19 protein-coding genes are annotated in these 19,299 nt (G+C 68.1%); 9 read left to right on the top strand and 10 right to left on the bottom strand.

The window, feature by feature from the left end; all coding sequences use genetic code 11:
* Nucleotides 1–7 precede the first annotated feature (7 nt).
* The 7 genes from V9K97_RS24370 to V9K97_RS24340 all read left to right on the top strand — a co-directional run bounded on the left by V9K97_RS24370 (nt 8) and on the right by V9K97_RS24340 (nt 9,081).
* Complete coding sequence (locus V9K97_RS24370; protein ID WP_258502650.1) at nt 8–970, top strand: substrate-binding domain-containing protein; 963 nt, start codon at nt 8–10, stop codon at nt 968–970.
* A gap of 37 nt (nt 971–1,007) precedes the next feature.
* Nucleotides 1,008–2,135, top strand: coding sequence for a Gfo/Idh/MocA family protein (locus V9K97_RS24365; protein ID WP_443304140.1), 1,128 nt, complete (start codon nt 1,008–1,010; stop codon nt 2,133–2,135).
* 52 nt (nt 2,136–2,187) lie between these two features.
* Nucleotides 2,188–2,892 (top strand): phosphatase PAP2 family protein, encoded by a 705-nt coding sequence (locus V9K97_RS24360; RefSeq protein ID WP_337321242.1) that lies wholly within the window; start codon nt 2,188–2,190, stop codon nt 2,890–2,892.
* Nucleotides 2,893–2,971: 79 nt separating this feature from the next.
* The gene (locus V9K97_RS24355) at nt 2,972–3,490 is read left to right on the top strand and encodes a DUF3617 domain-containing protein (RefSeq protein WP_337321240.1); all 519 of its coding nucleotides are present in this window, start codon (nt 2,972–2,974) and stop codon (nt 3,488–3,490) included.
* 70 nt (nt 3,491–3,560) lie between these two features.
* Nucleotides 3,561–4,682, top strand: a complete 1,122-nt coding sequence (locus V9K97_RS24350) for a ligase-associated DNA damage response exonuclease (protein ID WP_337321238.1) — start codon at nt 3,561–3,563, stop codon at nt 4,680–4,682.
* The gene (locus V9K97_RS24345; protein WP_337321236.1) at nt 4,679–6,334 is read left to right on the top strand and encodes an ATP-dependent DNA ligase; all 1,656 of its coding nucleotides are present in this window, start codon (nt 4,679–4,681) and stop codon (nt 6,332–6,334) included. The genes V9K97_RS24350 and V9K97_RS24345 overlap by 4 nt, the downstream gene beginning before the upstream one ends.
* Nucleotides 6,331–9,081 (top strand): ligase-associated DNA damage response DEXH box helicase, encoded by a 2,751-nt coding sequence (locus V9K97_RS24340; RefSeq protein ID WP_337321234.1) that lies wholly within the window; start codon nt 6,331–6,333, stop codon nt 9,079–9,081. The genes V9K97_RS24345 and V9K97_RS24340 overlap by 4 nt, the downstream gene beginning before the upstream one ends.
* A gap of 22 nt (nt 9,082–9,103) precedes the next feature.
* Here V9K97_RS24340 and trxC read toward each other — a convergent pair whose 3' ends face one another.
* The gene (trxC, locus tag V9K97_RS24335; protein ID WP_337321232.1) at nt 9,104–9,553 is read right to left on the bottom strand and encodes a thioredoxin TrxC; all 450 of its coding nucleotides are present in this window, start codon (nt 9,551–9,553) and stop codon (nt 9,104–9,106) included.
* An 80-nt stretch (nt 9,554–9,633) separates the two neighbouring features.
* On the opposite strand from trxC, the gene pdeM reads away from it, so the two are divergent.
* Nucleotides 9,634–10,317 carry a ligase-associated DNA damage response endonuclease PdeM gene (pdeM, locus tag V9K97_RS24330; protein ID WP_337321230.1) on the top strand — a complete coding sequence of 228 codons (684 nt, stop codon included), beginning with the start codon at nt 9,634–9,636 and terminating at the stop codon, nt 10,315–10,317.
* Nucleotides 10,318–10,436: 119 nt separating this feature from the next.
* On the opposite strand, the gene V9K97_RS24325 is transcribed toward pdeM, so the two are convergent.
* The 3 genes from V9K97_RS24325 to V9K97_RS24315 are packed head-to-tail and all read right to left on the bottom strand — an operon-like array spanning nt 10,437 to nt 12,496.
* On the bottom strand, nt 10,437–10,955 hold the full coding sequence (locus tag V9K97_RS24325; RefSeq protein WP_337321228.1) for a TPM domain-containing protein: 519 nt from the start codon (nt 10,953–10,955) through the stop codon (nt 10,437–10,439).
* Nucleotides 10,956–10,957: 2 nt separating this feature from the next.
* Nucleotides 10,958–11,884: a TPM domain-containing protein gene (locus tag V9K97_RS24320; protein ID WP_337321226.1), complete on the bottom strand. Its 927-nt coding sequence runs from the start codon at nt 11,882–11,884 to the stop codon at nt 10,958–10,960.
* Between the two features lie 12 nt (nt 11,885–11,896).
* Nucleotides 11,897–12,496 carry a LemA family protein gene (locus V9K97_RS24315; protein ID WP_431769289.1) on the bottom strand — a complete coding sequence of 200 codons (600 nt, stop codon included), beginning with the start codon at nt 12,494–12,496 and terminating at the stop codon, nt 11,897–11,899.
* Between the two features lie 46 nt (nt 12,497–12,542).
* Here V9K97_RS24315 and V9K97_RS24310 point away from each other — a divergent pair, with 46 nt between their 5' ends.
* On the top strand, nt 12,543–13,310 hold the full coding sequence (locus tag V9K97_RS24310) for a hypothetical protein (RefSeq protein ID WP_337321224.1): 768 nt from the start codon (nt 12,543–12,545) through the stop codon (nt 13,308–13,310).
* On the opposite strand, the gene V9K97_RS24305 is transcribed toward V9K97_RS24310, so the two are convergent.
* The 6 genes from V9K97_RS24305 to V9K97_RS24280 all read right to left on the bottom strand — a co-directional run bounded on the left by V9K97_RS24305 (nt 13,307) and on the right by V9K97_RS24280 (nt 19,182).
* The gene (locus V9K97_RS24305; protein ID WP_337321222.1) at nt 13,307–13,993 is read right to left on the bottom strand and encodes a cysteine hydrolase family protein; all 687 of its coding nucleotides are present in this window, start codon (nt 13,991–13,993) and stop codon (nt 13,307–13,309) included. The genes V9K97_RS24310 and V9K97_RS24305 overlap by 4 nt on opposite strands.
* Entirely contained in the window at nt 13,990–14,922 is a 933-nt protein-coding gene (locus V9K97_RS24300; protein WP_337321219.1) for an ABC transporter permease, read from the bottom strand. The genes V9K97_RS24305 and V9K97_RS24300 overlap by 4 nt, the downstream gene beginning before the upstream one ends.
* Nucleotides 14,919–16,070, bottom strand: a complete 1,152-nt coding sequence (locus V9K97_RS24295; RefSeq protein WP_337321217.1) for an ABC transporter permease — start codon at nt 16,068–16,070, stop codon at nt 14,919–14,921. Before V9K97_RS24295 ends, V9K97_RS24300 begins: the two co-directional genes overlap by 4 nt.
* Entirely contained in the window at nt 16,063–17,595 is a 1,533-nt protein-coding gene (locus tag V9K97_RS24290; protein WP_337321214.1) for an ABC transporter ATP-binding protein, read from the bottom strand. Before V9K97_RS24290 ends, V9K97_RS24295 begins: the two co-directional genes overlap by 8 nt.
* Nucleotides 17,596–17,625: 30 nt before the next feature.
* Nucleotides 17,626–18,732, bottom strand: coding sequence for a BMP family ABC transporter substrate-binding protein (locus V9K97_RS24285; RefSeq protein ID WP_337321212.1), 1,107 nt, complete (start codon nt 18,730–18,732; stop codon nt 17,626–17,628).
* 63 nt (nt 18,733–18,795) lie between these two features.
* Nucleotides 18,796–19,182 (bottom strand): VOC family protein, encoded by a 387-nt coding sequence (locus V9K97_RS24280; RefSeq protein WP_337315329.1) that lies wholly within the window; start codon nt 19,180–19,182, stop codon nt 18,796–18,798.
* Nucleotides 19,183–19,299: the final 117 nt, after the last annotated feature.

Below are 19,299 nucleotides of genomic sequence, written 5' to 3'. Positions count from 1 at the left end.
ATCCAGCATGACAAGCTTCACCCGCCGCATCGCACTCACGGCCGTGGCCGCAGCAGCGCTCGCGAGCCTGCCCGCGCTCGCCGCCGAGAAAGTGAACCTCGGCGTTTCGATTCCCGCGGCCACGCACAGCTTCATGGGCGGCATCAACTACTGGGCCAACCAGGCGAAGAAGGACCTCGAGAAGCAGCACAAGGACCTGAAGATCACGATCAAGACCGCGGCCAACGCGCCCGAGCAGGCCAACCAGCTGCAAGACCTTTCGACCGTCACCAAGATCAACGCGCTCGTGGTCTTCCCGTTCGAATCGGCCGCGCTGACCAAGCCGGTGGCGCAAGTCAAGGCCAAGGGCGCCTACGTGACCGTGGTCGACCGCGGCCTGACGGACACCAGTGCGCAGGATGCGTACGTGGCCGGCGACAATACCGCGTTCGGCCGCATTCCGGCCGAGTACATCGCGAAGCAGCTCGGCGGCAAGGGCAACGTGGTCGCCCTGCGCGGCATTGCCACCACGCTCGACAACGAGCGCATGGACGCCTTCAACGCGGTGCTCAAGAACCATCCGGACATCAAGCTGCTCGACGCCAAGTACGCCAACTGGAACCGCGACGACGCCTTCAAGGTCACGCAGGACTACCTCACGCGCTTCAAGCAGATCGACGCCATCTGGGCCGCCGACGACGACATGGCCGTGGGCGTGCTCAAGGCCATCGAGCAGGCCAAGCGCGACGACATCAAGATCGTCTTCGGCGGCGCGGGCGCCAAGGGCATGGTCAAGACCATCATGGACGGCAAGGACAAGCGCATTGGCGCCGACGTGAGCTACTCGCCCAAGTTCATCTACGACGCCATCAAGCTCACGGCCGAGGCGCGGCTGAAGGGCGAGAAGCTGCCCGCGACGACGATCATTCCTTCGGTGCTGATCACCAAGGAAAACGCGAAAGACTTCTACCACCCGAACTCGCCGTTCTAAGGTGACCGAGAACGCTTTTCGCAAGCTCCGCTGCGCCATGGTCGGCGGCGGGCGCGACGCCTTCATCGGCGCCGTGCACCGCAAGGCCATGGCGCTGGACGGGCAGATCGAACTCGTGGGCGGCGCGCTGTCTTCGAGCCCCGAGAAGGCGCGCGCCTCGGGCCGCGATCTCGGGCTGGCCGACGACCGCAACCACGGCGACTGGCAGTCGCTGCTGGCTGACGAGCTGAAGCGCCCGCCCGAGGAGCGCATCGACTTCGTCTCGATCGTCACACCCAACCACGTGCACTTTCCGGTGGCGCAGGCCTTTGCCGAGGCGGGCTTTCACGTGGTGTGCGACAAGCCGCTGGTGCACACGCGCGAGCAGGCCGATGCGCTCGTGGCCACCGTGAAAAAGCAAGGCACGGTCTTCGGCGTGACCTACAACTACACCGGCTACCCGATGGTGCGGCAGGCGCGCGAGATGGTCCGCTCGGGCCAGCTCGGCGAGCTGCGCAAAGTGGCCGTCGAATACAACCAGGGCTGGCTCGCGAGCCAGCTCGAAGACGCCGGCAACAAGCAGGCCGACTGGCGCACCGACCCGGCGCGCAGCGGCGCGGCCGGCGCCATCGGCGACATCGGCTCGCATGCCGAGAACCTCGTCGCAAGCGTGACCGGGCTGGAAATCGAAAGCCTCTGCGCCGACCTGAGCGCGCTGGTGCCGGGCCGCATGCTCGACGACGACGGCAGCCTGCTGCTGCGCTTCAAGGGCGGCGCGCGCGGCGTGCTGATCGCCTCGCAGATCAACACCGGGCTGGAGAACGACCTGCGGCTGCGCATCTCCGGCGCGCTGGGCACGCTCGAATGGCGCCAGGAGCGGCCGAGCGAACTGCTGCACCTGCCGCACGACGGCCCCAAGCGCACTCTCACGCGTGGTTCTCCGTGGCTGTGCGAATCGGCGCAGCGCGCGAGCCGCCTGCCCGCGGGGCACCCCGAAGGCTTCATCGAGGCCTTTGCCAACATCTATGGCGGCGTAGCGGCCGACATCCGCGCACGCATCGCGGGCCAGCAGGCCGACGCCATCGCGGCCGACTATCCGCGCGTGGAAGACGGCGCCCGCGGCGTCCGCTTCATCGAGCGCACGGTGGCATCGTCGAAAAGCGAATTAAAGTGGACGCCCTGGTAGCCGTGCCGCATGCCCGCACCCGCGGGCACGCAACGCACGGCGCCTGGCGCCCATGACACCTTCTTCCTTTCGAGACCTGCCGCCTTCCGGCCCACCACCGTGGCTTCGCGCCCTGGTCCGGCGCTGCCTCGCGCTCTGGCCGCTGAAGCTCGTCGGCAACACGGTGGCCACCATCGGCTTCTTCCCGCTGTACTTCTGGATCATGAAGAACGCCGGCCAGCCCTGGACGTTGCCGCTTACCGCGTTCGACCGGCTGATCGCGTTCTGGCCGGCGCTGCTGCCGGTCTATCTTTCGCTCTGGCTCTACATCGCGCTGCCGGTGTTCCTGGCCAAGGACCGGCGGGAGCTCTCGAACTTTGCGCTGGGCTGCGCCTTCATGACGTGCATCGCGCTCGCGGTGTTCTGGTTCATGCCCACGGCCATACCCAACTTCACCATCGACACCAGCCCGGGCACGTCGCTTCACTTGCTGAAAACGATCGATGCGGCCGGCAACGCGTTTCCGTCGCTGCACGTGTCGTTCTCGGTGTTTGCCTGCGTGGTGCTTGCGAGGCAATTGCGCGACGTGGCGGCGCCCACGTGGCTTCGCATGCTCAACATCGCATGGGCATTCGGAATCGTCTATTCGACAATGGCGGTGCGCCAGCATGTGCTGATCGACGTGCTCGGCGGGCTGGCACTGGGCATCGGGTCCGGGCTGGCTTCGCGGCCACGCCAAGCCGTTGCGGCAGCGGCTGTGCAGGCGGAGCCGGCGTAGGCCGATTGCGCTATTCCTCACGGCCGGCGCCTGCGGTAAAAACCGGGCATCGTTCTCTCGAACCGACACGGAGCCCGCCATGAAGATTCGCCAGACCGCCATTGCCTTTCTCACGCTGGCCTGCGCGGCCGCCATGCCCGCCATGGCCATCGACTACCCCGCGCGCAAGCCCGGCCTCTGGGAAATCCAGACCGGCGACGGCACCGCCGCCAAGGGGGCCAGCCAGACCATCCAGCAGTGCATCGACGCGGCCAGCGACAAGGCCTTGCGCGACATGGGCCAGGGCATGGGCAAGGACACGTGCTCCAAGCAGGAGCTGCGCAACGAGGGCGGCAAGCTGGTCATCGATTCGGTCTGCAAGATCGGCTCCACCACCGCCACTTCGCACGCCGTGATGAGCGGCGACTTCAGCTCGGCCTATCGCATGGAAAGCAAGTCGACCTACAGCCCGCCGCTGATGGGCCGCGCCGAAGGCTCCGCTGTCATCGAGGCCAAGTGGATCGGCCCCTGCAAGGCCGGCCAGAAGCCCGGCGACATGATCATGTCCAACGGCATGAAGATGAACGTGCTCGAAATGGCGGGCGGGCGCAAGAAGTAGGCGCCGGCCCACAGCGCTTCGCGGCCCGCGTTCGGCAACGCGAAAGCCAGCCACCGCCTACGATGCGGCCATGGCCGCGAAGGAAGAAGATCTCGTCGTCGCACGCCCGGAGGGGCTGTATTGCCCGCCGGGCGATTTCTACATCGACCCGTGGCGGCCGGTGGCGCGCGCCGTCATCACGCACGCCCATTCGGACCACGCGCGTGTGGGCCATGCGCACTACCTGGCGCATACCGACAGCGCCGGTACGCTGCGCACCCGCCTCGGCAGCGATATCGCGCTGCAGACGCTCGGCTACGGAGAAACCATCGAGCACCATGGCGTGCGCGTCTCGCTGCATCCGACCGGGCATGTGCTGGGCTCGGCGCAGGTTCGCCTCGAACACGGCGGGCGCGTGTGGGTGGCCTCGGGCGACTACAAGACCGAGCCCGATGGAACCTGCACGCCCTTCGAGCCTGTGCCGTGCGACACCTTCATCACCGAATCGACCTTCGGGCTGCCGATCTATCGCTGGCCCACGCAGGCGGCACTGTTCGCGGAGATCGATGCATGGTGGCGCGCCAACGCGGAGGCCGGCCGCGCATCTGTGCTGTTCTGCTATGCGTTCGGCAAGGCGCAGCGCATCCTGCACGGTGTGGATGCCTCCATCGGGCCGATCGTGGTGCACGGCGCGGTCGAGCCGCTCAATGCGGTGTACCGCGCGGCGGGCGTGGCCTTGCCCGAGACGCTGCGCGTGACCGACCCGGGCGTGGACGCCGCGCTCTTGAAGCGCGCTCTGGTGCTGGCGCCGCCTTCGGCGCAGGGCACGCCGTGGATGCGCCGCTTCGGCAACTACGCCGACGCCTTCGCAAGCGGCTGGATGCAGCTGCGCGGCACGCGGCGCCGGCGCGGTGTGGACCGCGGTTTCGTGATGTCCGACCACGCCGACTGGCCCGGCTTGCAGCAGGCCATAGCGGGCACGGGCGCAAGCCGGGTGTTCGTCACCCACGGCAGCGTGGCGGTCATGGTGCGCTGGCTCACCGAGAACGGGTTGGAGGCGCAGGGCTTCAAGACCGAATACGGCGATGAGGACGACCAGGAGACTCCCTCCCCTTCCGGGGGAGGGCCGGGGAGGGGGCAAGCGGCGCCCGATGGGGACGCTGCCAGCCCCCATCCCAACCTTCCCCCAGAGGGGGAAGGAGCCGATACATGAAAGCCTTCGCCGCGCTCTACCGCGAGCTCGACGCCAGCACCTCGAGCCTTGCCAAGCAGGCCGCGCTGCAGCGTTACCTGCGCGAAGCCGATCCTGCCGATGCGGCCTGGGCCGTGTACTTCCTGGCCGGCGGCAAGCCGCGCCAGCTCGTGCCCACCAAGCTGCTGCGATTGCTTGCGCAGGAGGCCGCGGGGCTTCCCGAATGGCTGTTCGACGAAAGCTATGAAGCGGTCGGCGATCTTGCAGAAACCATCGCGCTGCTGTTGCCGCCGCCCACCGAGGCGCACGACCTCGGCTTGGCGCGCTGGGTCGAGGAGCATCTGCTGCCGCTGCGCGAAGCCGGCAAGTCGGCGCCCGATGAACTGCCCGCACGGCTGCGCGCGCAATGGCGCCAGCTTGCGGCCGAAGAGCGGCTGGTGTATTTCAAGCTCATCACCGGCGCATTTCGCGTGGGCGTGTCGAAGCTGCAGGTCACGCAGGCCCTCGCGGCGGTGGGCGGCATCGACCCCAAGCGCGTGGCGCAGCGGCTCATGGGCTACACCCACATCGGCGGCCGACCGCGGGCCGACGACTACCGCGCGCTCATCGCGCCGGAGTCGGGTGCGGAGCAGGTGCAAAAGACCAGCGGGCAGCCATACCCCTTCTTTCTGGCGCATGCGTTCAACCTGCCGCTTGAAGAGTTCGATGCGGCGCTCGGTCTGCCGGCCGATTGGGTCGTCGAGTGGAAGTGGGACGGCATCCGCGCGCAACTCGTGAAGCGCGCGGGCATGGTCTGGCTGTGGTCGCGCGGCGAAGAGCTGGTGACCGAGCGCTTTCCCGAGCTCGCCGTGCTGGGCGAGGCGCTGCCCGACGGCACGGTGCTCGATGGCGAGATCGCCGTCTGGCGCGAAGACAAGGTGCAGCCCTTTGCGGAACTGCAAAAGCGCATCGGCCGCAAGACCCTGGGCGCGAAGCTGCTGCGCGAAATACCGGTGGTGCTGCTGGCCTACGACATTCTCGAATGGGAAGGCCGCGACTTGCGCGCGCTGCCGCAGTGGGAGCGCCGCGCGCTGCTCGACGAGCTCGTCACGCGCATGCAGCACCCGTCGCTGCTGCCGAGTCCGATGCTCACCGGCATCGAATGGAGCGACCTGGCGCGCCAGCGCGAAGCCGCGCGCAGCATGGGCGTGGAAGGCATGATGCTCAAGCGCCGCGACGCGCAGTACGGCGTGGGCCGCACCAAGGACGTTGGCGTGTGGTGGAAGTGGAAGATCGACCCGCTCAGCATCGACGCCGTGCTCATCTACGCGCAGCGCGGCCACGGCCGACGCGCGAGCCTCTACAGCGACTACACCTTTGCGGTGTGGGACGGCCCGCCCGGGCAGGAAGACCGCAAGCTCGTGCCCTTTGCCAAGGCCTATTCGGGCCTGACCGATGCCGAGATGGCGCGGGTGGACGCGATCATCCGCAAGACTACGGTGGAGAGCTTTGGCCCGGTGCGCAGCGTGGAGCCGACGCTGGTGTTCGAGCTCGGCTTCGAGGGCATTGCGCGCAGCACGCGCCACAAGAGCGGCATTGCCGTGCGCTTTCCGCGCATGCTGCGCTGGCGCGAGGACAAGCCGGTGGCGGAGGCGGATACGTTGCAGACGCTGGCCGCATTGCTGCCGTCATGACTGCGCCGGTGGACCCCGCATCTCTCCCTCCCCTCCCGGGGGAGGGCAGGGGTGGGGGCAAGCGGCGTATCAAGGATCAGCTGCCTGTCGAAGGCCGCGTGCCCCCATCCCAGCCTTCCCCCAGCGGGGGAAGGAGCAGGACAGCAGTCAAGGCGGCGCTCGATGCATGGTTTGCCGCACGCGGCTGGAAGCCCTTCAAGTTCCAGCGCGATGTGTGGAAAGCCATCGCGCAAGGAAAGTCCGGCATGCTGCACGCCACCACCGGCGCGGGCAAGACCTACGCCGTGTGGCTCGGCGCGCTGCAGGTCTTCTCGCAAGCCAAAAAAGAAACCGCGCGCCCCGCCGCGCCGCCACTCACGGTGCTGTGGCTCACACCCATGCGCGCGCTTGCGGCCGACACGCTGCGCGCGCTGAAGCAGCCGCTCGAAGCGCTGGGCGCCGAGGTGCATCCGTGGAGCGCCGGCGCGCGCAGCGGCGACACCTCGTCGGCCGAGCGCGCGGCGCAGAACGAGCGCCTGCCCACCGTGCTCGTCACCACGCCCGAGAGCCTTTCGCTGCTGCTCGCGCGCGCCGATGCCAGCGAGGTGCTCGGCCGCGTGAAGATGGTGGTGGTCGATGAATGGCACGAGTTGCTCGGCAACAAGCGCGGCGTGCAGGTGCAGCTGGCCCTCGCGCGGCTCAGGCGCTGGAATGCGGGGCTCGCGGTGTGGGGCATGTCGGCCACGCTGGGCAACCTGCAGGAGGCCATGCGCGCATTGCTCGGCGATGAAGAGGGCGTGCTGGTGCAGGGCGCGGTGCCCAAGAAGCTGGTGGTCGATTCGCTGCTGCCCGGCCGCGCCGAGCGCTTTCCGTGGGGCGGCCACCTGGGCCTCACGATGCTGCCGCAGGTGCTCGATGAAATTGCCGCCAGCAGCACCACGCTGGTGTTCACCAACACGCGCTCGCAATCGGAGATCTGGTACCAGGCCATGCTCGAGGCGCGGCCCGAATGGGCGGGCACCATTGCGCTGCACCACGGCTCGCTCGACCGTGCGGTGCGCGAGTGGGTGGAACTCGGCTTGAAGAGCGGTGAGCTCAAGGCGGTGGTCTGCACATCGAGCCTCGACCTGGGCGTCGATTTCCTGCCGGTCGAGCGCGTGCTGCAGATCGGCTCGCCCAAGGGCGTCGCGCGGCTGCTGCAGCGCGCGGGGCGCTCGGGCCATGCACCCGGCCGGCCGTCGCGAATCACGCTCGTGCCCACGCACAGCATCGAGATGGTCGAGGGCGCCGCGGCGCGCGCGGCCATTGCGGCAGGCCACATCGAGGCGCGGCATACGCCGGTGCAGCCGCTCGACGTACTGGTGCAGCACCTCGTCACGGTGGCGCTCGGCGGCGGCTTCGTGCCCGAAGACCTGTATGCGGAGGTGCGCGGCACCGCGGCCTATGCGGGGCTGTCGCGGGAGAGCTGGGAGTGGTGCCTGTACTTCGTCTCGCAGGGCGGCCCTTCGCTGGCCGCCTACCCGGACTACCGCCGCGCGGTGCCCGATGCCGAAGGCGTCTGGCGCGTGCCGGACGCGCGGCTCGCGCGGCGGCACCGCATGAACATCGGCACCATCGTGAGCGATGCCAGCATGGCGGTGCAGTACATGGGCGGCGCGAAGATCGGCAGCGTCGAAGAAGGCTTTGTTGCGCGCATGAAGCCCGGCGACTGCTTTCTGTTCGGCGGCCGGCTGCTGGAGCTCGTGCGCATCCACGACATGACGGCCTGGGTGCGGCGCGCCACCGGCAAGCGCGCCGCGGTGCCGCGCTGGAACGGCGGGCGCATGCCGCTGTCGACCACGCTGGCCGATGCCGTGGTGCAGCAGCTCGCGCTGGCCGGGGAAGGCCGCTATGACTCACCCGAACTGCAGTGCGTGCGGCCGCTGCTGGAGATCCAGCAGCAATGGTCGGCCCTGCCAACGCCGCAAACCCTGCTGGCCGAAACGCTGACGACACGCGAAGGCTCGCACCTGTTTCTCTATCCCTTCGCGGGGCGGCACGTGCACCTGGGGCTTGCAAGCCTGCTGGCCTGGCGCGTGGCGCAGCACGATGCGCGCACCTTCTCCATTGCGGTGAACGACTACGGCTTCGAACTGCTGAGTGCCGTGCCGGTCGACTGGCCCACGCTGCTGCCGCAGGTGCTGCGCCTGCCGCAAGGCGACGATGCGCATGCCGAACTGCTGCACGAGGCGTTGGCTTCGCTCAACGCGGGCGAATTGGCGCAGCGCCGCTTTCGGGAAATTGCGCGCGTCTCGGGCCTCATCTTCCAGGGCTACCCCGGCGAGAAGCGCAGCAACCGGCAGCTGCAGGCCTCGTCGGCACTGTTCTGGGAGGTGTTCCGCAAGTACGACCCGGCCAACAAGCTGCTGCTGCAGGCCGAGCAGGAACTGCTCGCGCAGGAGCTCGAAATAGGCCGCCTGCGCGCCAGCCTCGCGCGCATGGCGACTCAGCAGCTGGTGCTGAAGCCGCTCGAGCGGCCGACGCCTTTTTCGTTCCCGCTCATGGTCGAGCTGTTCCGCGAAAAACTGTCGAACGAGAACGTGGCCGACCGCATCGCGCGCATGGTCGAGCAGCTCGAAAAAGCCGCGGGCGGCATCGTCACCGCTGGCGGGATCGAACGCGTGAAGAGCACGCTCGCGTTCGGCCAGGAAGGGCCGGGCAAGCCACCCGCGCCGCAGCGCCAGCGCAGGCCGCCCTCGCGCCGCTCGCGGCCGTTGCCGCCGCTGTGAAGTGAGGAGTGAGCCGTCCGGCTCAGCCGGCGCCGTGCGCCTTGACCCAGCGCACGATGTCCGCCGCACCCATGGCACCGGCCTGCCGTGCCACCTCGCGGCCGCCGCGAAACAACGCCAGCGTCGGAATGCTGCGGATGTTGAAGCGCGCGCCCAGGGTGGGCACGGCCTCCGTATCGACCTTGGCCAGCCGCACCCGCGGCTCCAGCTGGGCCGCGGCTTGCTCATAGGCCGGCGCCATCTGGCGGCACGGGCCGCACCACGGTGCCCAGAAGTCCACCAGCACCGGAATTTCATTGCGTGCAATGTGGCGGTCGAAGGTCTTTTCGTCCGGCAACGCAGTCGAGTGGCCGGCGAACAGCGGGCGGTGGCAACTGCCGCAATCGGGCGCGCTGCCCAGCTGTGCCGCGCGCACGCGGTTGGTCGTGTGGCAGTGCGGACAGACGATGTGCAGCGATGGCGTTTCGGTCATACCGAAGAACTGGGGTCCGCAGGGGTGAATTGCAAGTGACGGCCGCCCATGCGCACCGGCTTTTGCGACACTTGGTGCCAGTGACTTCCCCGCAACTTTCCGCATCGGCCCTGCCGGTCCGATGGGCCGGCGAGTGGGTTCATCTGCTGCCCGAACGCGCCATCTGGTGGCCGGCGAGCGGTGTGCTCTTCATCGCCGACCTGCACATCGGCAAGGCCGCGACCTACCGCGCGCTGGGGCAGCCGGTGCCGGGCGGCACCACGCAGCAGAACCTGGCGCGGCTCGATGCGCTGATTGCCGCGCATGCGCCGCAACGCATCGTGTTTCTCGGTGACTTCATGCATGCGGCACAGGCGCGCACACCCCAAGTGCTGGCCGCGCTCGCCGACTGGCGCACGGCGCATGGGGCCGTCCGCATGACACTGGTGCGCGGCAACCACGACAGCCGCGCGGGCGATCCGCCTGCGGCCTTGGACATCGAGGTGGTCGACGAGCCCTATCTGCTCGGGCCCTTCGCCTGCTGCCACCATCCGCAATCGCATTCCACGCACTTCGTGCTCGCCGGGCACCTGCATCCGGTGTGCCGGCTCTACGGGCTGGGGCGGGACAGCGTGCGGTTGCCGTGTTTCATGAGCGACGACCAGCAGGCGGTGCTACCGGCTTTCGGCGAGTTCACGGGCGGGTGGCTGGTGGAGCGGGCGCCCGGCAGGCGCTTCTACGCTGTAGGTGGCGAAACCGTGTGGGCGCTGCCCGCACCGGATTGAGGGGGCGGCTCCTTCCCCCTCTGGGGGAAGGCTGGGATGGGGGCAGGCAGGGCGTGCCCATGCCAACGCCGCTTGCCCCCACCCCAACCCTCCCCCGGAAGGGGAGGGAGAAAAAAAAGTCAAAGAACCACGGGTGCGTCGGGCAGCTCGTTCGTGTCGGGCTGGTCGTCCGCCAGCGGAAAGTGCGCAACCAGCAAGGCCGACATTTCTTCCAGCGCCTGCGTGAGCCCGTCCTCGAAGCGCCCTTCGCGGAATGCCGCGCCCATGCGCTGCGTCATCGCAGACCATTCGGCGGCACTGACCCGCGCGCTGATGCCGCGGTCGGCCACGATCTCTATCGCATGCTCGGCCAGCAAAAGGTAGATGAGCACGCCGTTGTTGTGCTCGGTGTCCCATACGCGCAGCTTGCCGAACATGGTGACGGCACGCTCGCGCGCCGAGGCATCCCGCCGCAGGTAAGACAGGGGCAGGCCCGCCTCGACGCAGATGCGGATCTCGCCGCTGTGGCGCCGCTCGCTTGCAGCCACGCGCGCGGCAAGGCGTTCCATGGCGGCATCGGGCAGCACGCGGCGCACATCGGCCTCGTCCATCCACTGGTGGCGCCAGATGCGGCCAAGCCTGGAGAAAAGCGTTGCCATGCCTACCAATCCCCCGAGGCGCCGCCGCCCCCGAAATCACCGCCGCCGCCGGAACTGAAACCGCCGCCTCCACCGCCGCCACTGCTCCAGCCGCCACCCCCACCGCCGCCGCTCCAGCCGCCAAAGCCGCCGCCACCGCCGCCCCGGCGCCCGGGAGCGGTTGCCGCAACCGCCGAGAACAGCGACACCATCAGCGCCACGAAGCCCGCGAGCACCGCAATGACGATGCTGGTCGTGATGAAGAACGCGGTCACGCCGATGCCGCCGCCCATGACCACCGAGCCGAGCTTCTTGCCGACCACCGATCGCACGATGGGCGCCGCCACGAAGACGCCGACGAACAGGAAGATCGCAAGGTTCTCCCAGTCGATGCCGTCACCGGCGCTTTCGTCGCCGCCGCTGGAAGGCGCGGGCAGCGCCTCGCCGTCGACCAGCCCGATGAGCCGGGCGACCGCCGCGTTAAGCCCGCCTGCAAAGTCGTTGTTGCGAAAGCGCGGCTTCATCTCCTCGTCGATGATGCGAATGGCTGCCAGGTCTGGCACCGCGCCTTCGAGCGTCTTGGCCACTTCGATGCGCATCTTGCGGTCGTTCTTGGCCACGATCACCAGGATGCCGTCGCCCACGTCCTTGCGCCCGATCTTCCAGGCGTTGCCCACGCGGTTGGCATAGCTTGCAATGTCTTCAGGCTGCGTGGTGGGCACCATCAGCACCACCATCTGCGAGCCCTTGCGCTGCTCGAAGGCGGCCAGCTTGGCCTCGAGGTCGGCGCGCTCCGGTTCAGCCAGCGTCTGCGTCTGGTCGATCACCCGCGCCGTGAGCGTGGGCACCGGCAGCAGGTCTTGCGCCCATGCACCTGCCGCAAGACCGGCCCACGCCGTGCCCGCCAGCAGAACGGCGGCCAGCACGCGGCGTATCAGGGCAACGGTCATCGATCGAGCGTCTTACTTCTTCGGAGTAGAAAAGTCGACGGTGGGGGGCGTCGAAATCTGCGCTTCGTTCTGCACCGAGAAGTTGGGCTTCGGCTCATAGCTGAAGATCTTGGCCGTGATGTTCGTCGGGAAGCTGCGCGCCAGCACGTTGTACTCCTGCACCGTCTGGATGTAGCGGTTGCGCGCCACGGTGATGCGGTTCTCGGTGCCTTCCAGCGTCACGCGCAGGTCGCGGAAAGCCTGGTTGGCCTTCAGCTCCGGATAGCGCTCGGAAACCACCATCAGCCGCGACAGCGCCGACGAGAGCTCGCCCTGCGCCTGCTGGAACTTGTTGAATGCCTCGGGGTTGTTCAGCGTCTCGGGCGTCACCTGGATCGACGTGGCCTTGGCGCGCGCCTCGATCACCTTGGTGAGCGTGTCCTGCTCGAAGCTGGCCTCGCCCTTCACGGTGGCCACGATGTTCGGCACGAGGTCGGCACGCCGTTGATACTGGTTGAGCACCTCGCTCCAGGCCGATTTGCTCGTCTCGTCGAGCGACTGGAACTGGTTGTAGCCGCATCCGCTCAGGGACAGGACCGCAGCAAGAATCAAGAGCCAGCGTTTCATCATCATTTGCATTACCTCCGCAGAAGAGCCGGAAGTTAGCATAGATGTCTCCATGGCCCTCGATCCCCTTCAAGCCCTGCAGGCTGCCAACCGCGCGGTGCCGCCTGCAACCGCCGTTTCCGCCGCAACGGCCGGAACGCTGCTGATTGCCGGCGCCACCGGCGCCCTGGGCCAGGAGTTGCTGCGCCGGCTCGCGGGCGGCCACCGCTTTGCCCACGTGCGGGTGCTGTCGCGCGAACCCATGCGCGACGGCATGCGCGGGGTCGAGACCTGCCTCTGCCCCGACCTGCCGATCGCGCAATGGGGCCCCACGTCCGCCGATACCGCGGTCATCGCCTTCGATCCGCCCCGGCTCTATCACGGCCGCGAGCGCGCGCTGTGGGTGCCGCAGCCTTCCGATTTGCCCGAGCTCTCGCGCTGGCTGCGCGCCTGCGGCGTGCAGACGCTCGCCATCGTGCAGCCGCACGACCAGGGCCGCCTGCCCGAGGCGCTCAAGCGCGGCCTCGCGAGCCTCGACGAGCAGGCCGTGGTCGCCAGCGGCTTCGAGCGCGTAATCCTCTTGCGTTCCGCCCGCAAGCCGCTCAACGCCAAGCTGGCAAACCCCGCCGAAAGGCTGGCCGCGTGGATGCTGTCGGTCATGCGCTTCATGGTGCCGACGAGCGAGCAGCCGGTGCGGCCCTCCAAGGTGGCCGAGCTGGTCGACCTGGCGCTGCGCATCGCACCCGAAGGCGTGCACGTGGCCGCGCCGGAGCTGGTGTGGGAGGCGGCGCAGAAAGAGATGCAGCCCGTGCTGCGGCGCTGGCTGGGTCTTGCCGACTAGCTTGCGGCGGTGCCGCGCCACTGGCGCAGCAGTTCGGCCGAGTCGACCACCAGCCCCAGATGCAGCGACACCATGCTGAGCGCGGCGTTCTCCAGATGCGCATCGGTGCCGCGTACCAGGTCGCGCAGCACGATCACGCGGTAGTTGTGGTTGTTGGCATCGAAGGCCGTATTGAGCACGCAGCAGTCGGTAAACCCGCCGTTGAGCACCACGGTTTCGATGCGCTGGTTGCGCAACAGAAAGTCGAGGTCTGTCGGATAGAAGGCCGACAGCCGGCGCTTGCTCTCCACGCGCATGTCGCCGGGCTCGACGCGCGTCACCCACTCGGTCCAGCGCGAGCCTTCGATGGCGTGCGCGTCGGCATTCGGTATGGCGCCCACGTGCAGCGGAAAGGTGCGGCGCCACGCCGCCGGAATGCCGTGGATGTCGTCCTCGCCGCCCGGCCGCAGCACCGACTTGACATGCACGATGCGCACGCCCAGCGCGCGGGCATCGTCGTGAAAGCTGTCGATGGGCGCCACCACGTCGCGCGCACGCGGCGCGGGGCAGGGGCAGTCGGGGCTGTCGTCCAGATGGCCGCGGTGCATGTCAATGGAAACCACCGCCGTGGTGGCCGGATCGAGGTAGTCTGCAAACTGCGCCGCGCCGAGTTCGCGCTCTTCGCCGTACACCCAGGCCTTCATCGCCGCTCCTCCCGGACATAGGGTTGGCCCAGAGCACCAGGCTCATCGTCTCCGCCGCGCCGGGCCACTGCGACCCAGATCATCACGCCGAGCGTCACCGTATAGGGCGTCATCATCACGAAGTACTGCGGCAGCTGCACCCCGGCCGCCGCAAGCTGGGGAATGAGCGCCTCGATGCAGCCGAAAAGCAGCGCACCCACCAGCGCCTTCCAAGGTGACCAGCGCGCGAAGATCACCAGCCCCACGGCGATCCAGCCGCGCCCGCCGGTCATGCCCGCGATCCACAGCTTGGTGCTGACCACGGAGATGTACGCGCCGGCCAGGCCCACCAGCGCCGAGCCTGCGAGCACCGCGGCAAGCCGCCACAGGGTGACGCGGATGCCGGCGGCATCGGCCGCCTGCGGGTTCTCGCCCACCGCGCGCAAGCGCAGCCCGGCCGAGGTGCGCGAGAGAAACCAGGCCACGGCAAGAAAAACCGGCAGCGTGAGCCACACCATTGCGTTCTGCTCGAACAGGCGGCCGGCACCGGGCAAGAGGGACAGCGGCCACAGCGCCATCGAGCCGATGCCTTCGGTGGCGTGGTTGGTCCATTCGGCCAGCGAGCCGACCAGTGCCGTGAAGCCCTGGCAGAAGAACACCAGTGCCAGCCCCGCAATCACCTGGTTCACGCGCAGCCAGATCACCATCACCGCGAACAGCAGCGACACCGCGCTGGCCGCGAGCATGGCAAGCACCAGCGACACGCCCGGTTGCCCCAGGGCGATTTGCGCACCGATGCCCGCGAGCGCGCCCACCAGCATCAGCCCTTCGGCGCCCAGCGAGAGCACGCCTGCGCGCTCGCTGATGATCAGGCCCAGCGCGGCAAGCGCATAGGGCACCGCGAAGTCGGGCGTGCTCGCGAGCCAGTTGAGAACGATGCTTCCGCTCATTCCGCTTGCTCCCCACCCACGCGCCGCAGCCGGTGGCGAATGAAGAAATCGCTCGACGCCACGCTCACCACGATGATGGCCTGGATGAGCTGCACCATCGAGAACGGCACCTGGTAGAACACCTGCAGGCTGCGGCCGGTGACGAACAGCGCCGCCACCAGCAGCGCCACCACAGTGGCCGCGAGCGGGTTGTTGCGCGCGAGAAAGGCGATGAGGATGCCGGAGAAGCCATAGCCCTGGTAGAAGGCCTGCGTGAGCCGCCCTTCCTGCCCCGAGGCCACCGCAAAGCCTGCGAGCCCGGCCATCGCGCCCGACAGCAGCACGGCGCCATAGATGGTGCGGCGCACCGGCACGCCATTGGCATGCGCCACGCGCGGATTGGCATCGACAAAGCGCAGGTACAGCCCGGCCCGGCTCACGCCCACCAGCCACCATGCGAAGAGCGCCACAACGGCTGCCAGCACGATGGCGCTGCTCACGCCGGCGCCAAGTTCGGGCAGCCGCTCGAAGGCGCGGAACTGCGGTGAATAGGGAAAGTTGTCCTTCGGGTCTTTCCAGCTGCCGTACACCAGGTGCAGCAGAAAGTTGGCCGCCATGTAGTTGAGCATCAGCGTGGAAATGATCTCGTTCACGCCGAGCCTGATCTTCAGCCATGCGGGGCCGAGCACCCAGAGCAGTCCGCAACCGATGGCGGCCGCGAACATCAGCGGCAGGCGCAGCGACTCGGGGCCGACCTGCCACATCGAGACGGCCGTGGCACCGATGGCGCCCCAGATCATCTGTCCCTCGAGGCCCAGGTTCCAGAAGCGTGCGCGAAACGCCAGCGAGCCCGCCAGGCCGACAAGGATCATCGGCGCGGCCTGGAACAGCACGGCGCGAAAGTTCTGGCCGTCGAAAAAAGTCTGCGTCACGAACTCGTTGGCGAGTTCGTCCGCGGGAACGCCGGCCGCCACCAGAATCGCAGCGGAAATCGCAAGGCCGACCAACAGCGCCGCCGCAAGGATCAGCGCCTGCAGGCGCCACCCCATGTGCTGGCGGATCTCGAGCGCGTAGCGCCGTTGCGCCAGCGGCTGGCGCCGCGCCCGGTGAGCGGCGTCCGCATCGGTTTGCGCCGGCTGGGCGATGGCCGCAAGCGTTGCGTCAACCATGGTCCACCATCGCTTGTCCAATCGCCTGCCGGTCGGCAGGCTGTGCGAATTCGCCGGCAATGCGCCCGCGCGTCATCACGCCCACGCGGTCGGCCAGCTGCAGCACCTCGTCGAGGTCTTCGCTGATCAGCAGCACCGCGGCGCCGCCGTCGCGCGCCGCGCGCAGGCGGGCATGCACCTCGGCGCTCGCGCGCACGTCGAGCCCGCGGCTCGGGCTGTGCGCGAGCACCAGCGAGGGCGACTTGCCGAACTCCCGCGCGAGCACCAGCTTCTGCGCGTTGCCGCCGGAGAGCAGCGCGGCCTTCTGCGCCACCGAGCGCACCCCCAGCACGTCGAAGGCGCGAACCGCCTCCTGCGTATCGGCCTGGATGCGGCTGCGCCGAAGATGCCATGCCGGGCCGTAGCGGCCCGTGTGCACGCGGCCGATGGCGTAGTTCTCGGCCACCGAGAGGCCACCGGCCAGCGCAAGGCCATAGCGGTCGGCCGGTATCGCGGCAATGCCCACGGTGCGGCGCTCTGGTGCACTCATGGTCTTGAGGTCGCCATGGCCGCTGAGGTGAATCTCGCCTTCGAGCGGGCCGCCCGCATCAGGCAGCCCCATGATGGCGCCGGCCAGCTCGCCCTGTCCGTTGCCGCCGACACCGGCCAGGCCATAGATTTCGCCCGCATGCAGTTCGAGGTCGACACCGTCGAGCACGCGGCGGCCTTCTGGCGACGGCGCAGAGCGCAGGCCGCGCACCGCGAGCCGCACAGCGCCGCGCGGCGACTTTGCCGCCTGGAAGCCCTGCGTGGCAATCGATTCGCCCACCGTGAGCTTCACGAGCTCGGCCACCGATGCTGTATCTGGCGCCAGCGTGGCCACCGTGCGGCCGCCGCGCATGACGGTCACGCGGTCGGCATACGTTTTCACGTCGGCCATCTTGTGCGTGACCAGCACCACGGCGGAGCCGCTTCGCGCGAGGCCCCGCACGGTTTGCAGCAGGCGCGCAGCCTCCTGGTCGGTAAGCACTGCGGTGGGCTCGTCGAGTATCAAGATGCGCGCGCCCGCGAGCAGCACCTTGAGAATTTCCACGCGCTGCTGCTCGGCAATCGAGAGCGAATCGACGCGCTTGGCGGGGTCGATGTCGAAGCCCAGCTCCGAGGCCTTGTTGCGGATGCTGCGCGTGATCTCGCGAAGCCGTTCCCCGTGGCTCTGGAACTCGGGCGCGGGCGGTGCGGTGAGCAGAATGTTCTCTGCCACGGTGAACGGCCGCACCAGCTTGAAGTGCTGGTGGACCATGCCGATGCGTTGCCTTGCGGCGTCGGCCGGGCCGGCAAAGCGCACCACGTTGTCGTCGACCAGCAGCTGGCCGGCTTCAGGTGCATAGAGCCCGGCCGCAATGTTCATCAGCGACGACTTGCCCGCGCCGTTCTCGCCCAGCAGCGCATGCACCTCGCCCCAGCGCGCGGCAAAGTGTGCGTCGGTCAGCGCCGCAAAGCCGTCGAAGCTCTTGCGGATGCCGGTGAGTTCGAGCGCGTTGGGCATGCCGGATCGCCTTGTTTTTTTTCTCTCGGGTTACTTCTGCGTGACCACGCCCTTGACGAACCAGTCCATCTTCCACAGATCGGCATCCGACAGCACCGCGCCCTTGGCCACGCGCTCCTTGCCGTCGCGGTCGGCGAGCGGGCCGGCGTAGACGTGCTTGCCCTTCATGATCGCGTCGCGCTCGGCGGTAATGGCCGCGGCCTTGTCCTTGGGCACCGCGGGGCCGAAGCCTGCAATGTCGGTGCCGCCGTCCTTCATCTCGATGAAGGCGCCGTACTGGCCGGGCTTCCAGTTGCCGGCCATGATCTTCTTGAGCTCGGGCGTCAGGAAGCGGTCCCACACCCACACCGACGAGCACAGCGTGGCCTTGGGTGCGAACTGGCGCAGATCGCGGTGGTGGCCGGTGCCGTACACGCCGCGCTCCTGCGCCACGATCTGCGGCGTGGGCGAGTCCACGTGCTGGCCGATCACGTCGGCGCCCTGGTCGATCAGCGCGGCCGCAGCGGCGCGTTCTTTCACGGGGTCGTTCCACGCGCCTGTGTAGATGACGTTGACGGTGGCGTTGGGGTTCATCTTCTGCGCACCGAGCGCGAAGGCGTTCATGGTCCAGTTCACCACGCCGAAAGGGTTGGCCGCAACGAAGCCGAGCTTGCCGGTCTTGGAGGCTGCGCCCGCTGCCATGCCGCAGAGATACTGGCTCTCGTAGGTCCGGCCGTAGAACGATTCGAGGTTGCTGCCGTTGGTGGTGCCCGAGCCGTTGAGAAAGGCCACGCCCGGGTACTTGGCGGCCAGGTCCTTGAAACTGTCGGAGTAGCCGAAGGCGGTGCCGATCACGATGTTGGCGCCGCGCTGGATGAACTTCTCGGCCGCAGGTTTGATGGCCGAGGCGTCTTCGGGAACGTTCTCAACAAACTGGATCTTCTGGCCGATTTCCTTCTCGATCTTCACGCGTGCTTCGTCGAAGGCTTGCGTCCAGCCGCCGTCGTTCTTCGGGCCGAAGTAGAGCATCGCGATCTTGGGCTTGTCCTTGAGCGTGAAGCCGTCGGCGGCTGCCGCGGGCAGCGAGACGAATGCGCCGCCGGCTGCAAGGGCCAGGGCAAGGCCGGAGGTGAAGCCGTGGGTGGGAGTGCGCAGCATGGAGCGACCTTTCGTGAGAAGCAAGTCAGGGAAGAAGCGTTGAAGACGGAGGTGCCGCGCGCGTCACATCATGAAGTTGATGCGAAACACGTTGCCTTCGGGATCGAGCAGCACCGACTGGTACCAGTTGTAGTAGGTGACGTAAGGCGGCTTCACCAGCGTGGCGCCGGCCTCGAGCGCGACGGGCACCATGCGGTCCACGTCGTCCTTGCTGTCGACGTCGATGTTCAGCAAGAACTTGACGCCGCGCGTGTCGGAAAATTCGGCCAGGTGCAGCAGCTCATAGGCGTCTAGCGCGTTGAAGCCGAGGCTCGACTTGCCGGTGTCGAGCCCGCGAAAGATCGGCGAGCGGATGGCCTCGATCTCGGGGAATCCGAACACGCGCTGGTAGAAGCCGCTGAGTGCGACCACGTCTTTGGCGAAGACGTTGACGTAAGAGAGATGGGGCATGTCAAGGGCTCATTGCTCTTCGTTTTTGGCGCTGTTGTTCTTGTTCAGGGCTTGTGCAAAGGCCACCGGGTACTCCCCTCCGCGAATGTCCCCCGCCTTCGGCTCCTCCTTTATTTC

Origin of the sequence: Variovorax sp. CCNWLW186 (genome assembly GCF_037203865.1) — a bacterium.
Taxonomy (GTDB): Bacteria; Pseudomonadota; Gammaproteobacteria; order Burkholderiales; family Burkholderiaceae_C; genus Variovorax.
This window is presented reverse-complemented; position numbering and strand designations above follow the sequence as displayed.

Bases quoted from the DNA above. Each gene is read 5' to 3' on its own strand.
- V9K97_RS24285 (WP_337321212.1), bottom strand. From the start codon at position 18,732: ATGCTGCGCACTCCCACCCACGGCTTCACCTCCGGCCTTGCCCTGGCC.
- V9K97_RS24360 (WP_337321242.1), top strand. From the start codon at position 2,188: ATGACACCTTCTTCCTTTCGAGACCTGCCGCCTTCCGGCCCACCACCG.
- V9K97_RS24290 (WP_337321214.1), bottom strand. From the start codon at position 17,595: ATGCCCAACGCGCTCGAACTCACCGGCATCCGCAAGAGCTTCGACGGC.
- V9K97_RS24295 (WP_337321217.1), bottom strand. From the start codon at position 16,070: ATGGTTGACGCAACGCTTGCGGCCATCGCCCAGCCGGCGCAAACCGAT.
- V9K97_RS24350 (WP_337321238.1), top strand. From the start codon at position 3,561: ATGGCCGCGAAGGAAGAAGATCTCGTCGTCGCACGCCCGGAGGGGCTG.
- V9K97_RS24345 (WP_337321236.1), top strand. From the start codon at position 4,679: ATGAAAGCCTTCGCCGCGCTCTACCGCGAGCTCGACGCCAGCACCTCG.
- V9K97_RS24320 (WP_337321226.1), bottom strand. From the start codon at position 11,884: ATGACCGTTGCCCTGATACGCCGCGTGCTGGCCGCCGTTCTGCTGGCG.
- V9K97_RS24355 (WP_337321240.1), top strand. From the start codon at position 2,972: ATGAAGATTCGCCAGACCGCCATTGCCTTTCTCACGCTGGCCTGCGCG.
- V9K97_RS24310 (WP_337321224.1), top strand. From the start codon at position 12,543: ATGGCCCTCGATCCCCTTCAAGCCCTGCAGGCTGCCAACCGCGCGGTG.
- trxC (WP_337321232.1), bottom strand. From the start codon at position 9,553: ATGACCGAAACGCCATCGCTGCACATCGTCTGTCCGCACTGCCACACG.
- V9K97_RS24280 (WP_337315329.1), bottom strand. From the start codon at position 19,182: ATGCCCCATCTCTCTTACGTCAACGTCTTCGCCAAAGACGTGGTCGCA.
- V9K97_RS24325 (WP_337321228.1), bottom strand. From the start codon at position 10,955: ATGGCAACGCTTTTCTCCAGGCTTGGCCGCATCTGGCGCCACCAGTGG.
- V9K97_RS24340 (WP_337321234.1), top strand. From the start codon at position 6,331: ATGACTGCGCCGGTGGACCCCGCATCTCTCCCTCCCCTCCCGGGGGAG.
- V9K97_RS24300 (WP_337321219.1), bottom strand. From the start codon at position 14,922: ATGAGCGGAAGCATCGTTCTCAACTGGCTCGCGAGCACGCCCGACTTC.
- V9K97_RS24370 (WP_258502650.1), top strand. From the start codon at position 8: ATGACAAGCTTCACCCGCCGCATCGCACTCACGGCCGTGGCCGCAGCA.
- V9K97_RS24305 (WP_337321222.1), bottom strand. From the start codon at position 13,993: ATGAAGGCCTGGGTGTACGGCGAAGAGCGCGAACTCGGCGCGGCGCAG.
- V9K97_RS24315 (WP_431769289.1), bottom strand. From the start codon at position 12,496: ATGATGATGAAACGCTGGCTCTTGATTCTTGCTGCGGTCCTGTCCCTG.
- V9K97_RS24365 (WP_443304140.1), top strand. From the start codon at position 1,008: ATGGTCGGCGGCGGGCGCGACGCCTTCATCGGCGCCGTGCACCGCAAG.